Source organism: Parvibaculum sp. (assembly GCF_035511255.1).
Taxonomy (GTDB): Bacteria; Pseudomonadota; Alphaproteobacteria; order Parvibaculales; family Parvibaculaceae; genus Parvibaculum.
In genome coordinates, this window is record NZ_DATKFR010000012.1 from 1 (window position 1) to 3579 (window position 3579).

The following is a 3579-nucleotide window of genomic DNA, read 5'->3' on the forward strand; positions in this document are numbered from 1 at the left end:
ACATTATTTGCCGATGCAGAAGTCCCGGAACACAACATCTAGCAAATCCTCGACATCCACTCGTCCGGTGATCCGACCCAGTGACCGGGCCGCCAGACGCAGGTCTTCAGCTACCAGCTCGGTCTCGCGCTCCGCCGCCAAAGCGCCCAAGGCCCTTTGCAGGCCCTCCAGACAGGCCTGGAGTCCCTCGCGGTGGCGCGCCCTCGTGATGACCGGCCGCTCGCTGTCACCCGCCAGGAGTCCGATACGGCCCGTCAGGGCCTCTTCCAGACGGTCGAGCCCCTCGCCGGTCGCCGCCGATACCGGGATGACTCCCGGTAGGCCCGGCCTTCCAAGGTCCGCCTTGTTGACGATCCGCAGATCGCCTTCCCGCGCCATGTCGAAAGTCCCGTCCAGACCGCCATCGGCACGAAGCGCGGCGACGACGATGCGGAGGTCTGCCTTTTCGGCCCGGGCCAGCGCCCGCCGAACCCCCTCCCGCTCGATCGCGCCCGCCGCCTCGCGGAGGCCAGCCGTATCGGCCAGCGTCACCGGGACGCCGCCGAGATCGAGCCGCACGTCGAGAACATCCCGGGTCGTCCCCGCCTCGTCCGACACGATCGCCGCCTCGCGACGCGCCAGCCGGTTCAACAGGCTCGACTTGCCGACATTGGGCGGTCCGACAATCGCGACCTCGACGCCGTCGCGCAGCCGCTCCCCACGATGGCCGTCATCGAGATGGGCGCGGATCTCGGTCGCAAGGCGGCCGATCTCCGGCGCCAGTTTCCGGGTCAGGTCTCCCGGCACTTCCTCGTCGGGAAAATCGATCTCTGCCTCGGCATAGGCGAGCACACGAAGAAGCCGCCCCCGCCAGCCCTCGTAGAGTTCGCCAAGCGCACCTTCCATCTGCCGGAGCGCCTGGACCCGTTGCGCCGCGGTTTCCGCCTCGATCAGATCGCCAAGGCCTTCGACCTCGGTGAGGTCGAGCTTGCCGTTCTCGAAGGCGCGGCGCGTGAACTCGCCCGCCATCGCGACGCGGAGCGCCGGTAGCCGCCCCAGCGCGCCGAGCACACCGTCAACCACCGCCCGGCCACCATGAACATGAAATTCGGCGACGTCCTCGCCGGTGAAACTCGCCGGCCCTTCGAACCAGAGGACCAGCGCCCGGTCGAGCGCGGCGCTATCGGCCGGATCGCGAAGCGTCCGCAGAACGGCCTCCCGCGCAGGGCCCGGGCCTTCCCCCGACAGGGCACGCACCGCCTCGCCAGCGGCCGGTCCCGAGACGCGGATCACCGCCACCCCGGCGCGGCCTGCTGCGCTCGACAAGGCGTAAATCGTTTCCAATCCGAATCGATCCTGAAATCTGCCGACGCAAAAAGTGCCTGCGGCACATGCATCGGACCTGGCATCGAACGTGAGTCGCTTGTTTTAAATCGCCGCCCGGGTTTTCAATCGGCCTTGCGCGTCGTTGACTTCTTGCCCGTCCCCGTCGCGGTGCGCGCCATGCTCCAGAGGAGGTTCTGAAACTGCTCGAGCCCCTGCGCTCCGGCCGGCATGATCGTCTTCACCAGCATCTCGGGGTCCATATAGGACAGGTTCTGCGCCATCTGCTTCTCGAGCTGGGCGAGGAGCCGTTGCTGCATCGGCTCGACATCGGGAAGGCCCATCAGGCGGCGGGCTTCCTCGGGCGTGAGATCAACGTCGAACGTGACTTTCATGGGCTTGATCCCGACCTATCTCTGTTAAGTCCATATCTGTTAAGGAGAGGCGCTCCCCGAATTCCAGAGTGAACCGCCCGGACGGCCTCATGTCACGCAATTTCCTGAGCCAAGAGACGAGCCCCTATCTCCTCCAGCACAAGGACAACCCCGTCCATTGGCGGCCCTGGGGCGAGGAGGCGCTCGACGCAGCGCGGCGGGAAGGAAAGCCGATCCTGCTTTCGGTCGGCTATGCCGCCTGCCACTGGTGCCACGTGATGGCGCATGAGAGTTTCGAGGACGAGGAAGTCGCGGAGGTGATGAACCGCCTCTTCGTGCCGATCAAGGTCGATCGCGAGGAGCGGCCCGACATCGATGCGATCTATATGTCGGCGCTGCATCTCCTCGGTGAACAGGGCGGCTGGCCCCTGACCATGTTCCTGACCCCCGACGGCGAACCCTTCTGGGGCGGCACCTATTTCCCGAAGACGCCCGCCTATGGAAGGCCGGGTTTCATCCAGGTGCTGGAAGAAGTCTCGCGCCTCTTCCATCAGGAGCCCGACAAGATCGAGGGCAATCGCGCCGCGCTGGTGAAGGCGCTCGCCGAACAATCGGCGACCGCCTATCCGGGCGAGCCGACGCCCGGGGTACTCGACATCGTCGCCGACAAGTTCCTGTCGCTGATGGACCCGGTGCATGGCGGCATTCGCGGCGCGCCGAAATTTCCGCAAGTCCCCCTCCTCACCTTCGTCTGGCGCGCGCATCTCCGAAGCACCCGCGCCGATCTCGGAGAGGCGGTGCTGAAGGCGCTCGATCATCTTTGCGAGGGCGGCATCTACGACCATCTCGGCGGCGGCTTCGCCCGCTATTCGGTCGACGAGCGCTGGCTCGCGCCGCATTTCGAAAAGATGCTCTACGACAACGCGCAGCTCGTCCGTCTCCTCACCTCCGCCTGGGCCGAAACGAAGAAGCCGCTATACGCGCGCCGCATCCGCGAAACGATCGACTGGCTCTTCCGCGAAATGCTGGTCGAGGGCGCGGGCTTCGCCGCCTCGCTCGATGCCGACAGCGAAGGCGAGGAAGGCCGCTTCTACGTCTGGAGCGAGGCCGAGATCGACGCCGCGCTCGGCGCCGACGCCGCGCATTTCAAATCGGTCTACGACGTCTCGGCGCATGGGAACTGGGAGGAAAAGAATATCCTCAACCGCCTCGCCCGTGCCGACGAGCCCTTCAGCGAGGAAGACGAAAAAGCGCTGGTACCATTGCGCGAAACGCTTCTCGCCCTGCGCGCCAAACGCACCCGGCCGGGCTTCGACGACAAGGTTCTCGCCGACTGGAACGGGCTTGCGGTCGCCGCGCTTGCCGAAGCGGGCGCGACCTTCGACGATCCGCTCTGGATCGAGGCGGCGGCCCGCGCCTTCGCCTTCGTGACGACGCGCATGATCGAGCATGGCCGCCTCCACCACACATGGCGCGAGGGTAAACTCCAGCACCGCGCCATGGCCGACGATCTCGCCAATATGGCGGACGCTGCCCTCGCCCTTGCCGAAGCGACCGGCAATTCCTCTTTCGTCGCCGAGGCGGAAGGCTTCGTCGCCGAACTCGACGCGCATTATCGCGACGAAAGGAATGGCGGCTATTTTTTCACCGCCGACGATGCCGGCGCCCTCATCACCCGCACGCGCAGCGTCGCCGACAATGCGACGCCGGCCGCGAACGGAATCCTGATCGGCGTGCTGACGCGCCTCGCCCTTCTGACCGGCAAGCAGGATTATCTCGCCCGCGCCGATGAACTCGTCCGCGCCTTCGCCGGCGAGCTCAACCGCAACATCTTCCCGCTGGGCTCTTATCTCTGCGGTCTCGAGACACGCCTCTGGCCGCTCCAGATCGTGCTGATCGGTTC

3 protein-coding genes are annotated in these 3579 nt (G+C 66.2%); 1 reads left to right on the plus strand and 2 read right to left on the minus strand.

The annotated features are described in order from the left end of the window. Nucleotides 1-3: 3 nt before the first annotated feature. A complete protein-coding gene (gene mnmE, locus VMR03_RS00330) occupies nt 4-1323 on the minus strand; it encodes a tRNA uridine-5-carboxymethylaminomethyl(34) synthesis GTPase MnmE (protein WP_325401131.1) in 1320 nt (439 codons plus the stop codon). Between the two features lie 104 nt (nt 1324-1427). Further along, a complete protein-coding gene (locus VMR03_RS00335) occupies nt 1428-1697 on the minus strand; it encodes a DUF6489 family protein (protein WP_325401133.1) in 270 nt (89 codons plus the stop codon). Nucleotides 1698-1786: 89 nt separating this feature from the next. On the opposite strand from VMR03_RS00335, the gene VMR03_RS00340 reads away from it, so the two are divergent. Next, a partial coding sequence (locus VMR03_RS00340) for a thioredoxin domain-containing protein (RefSeq protein WP_325401135.1) occupies nt 1787-3579 on the plus strand: 1793 nt, incomplete at its 3' end.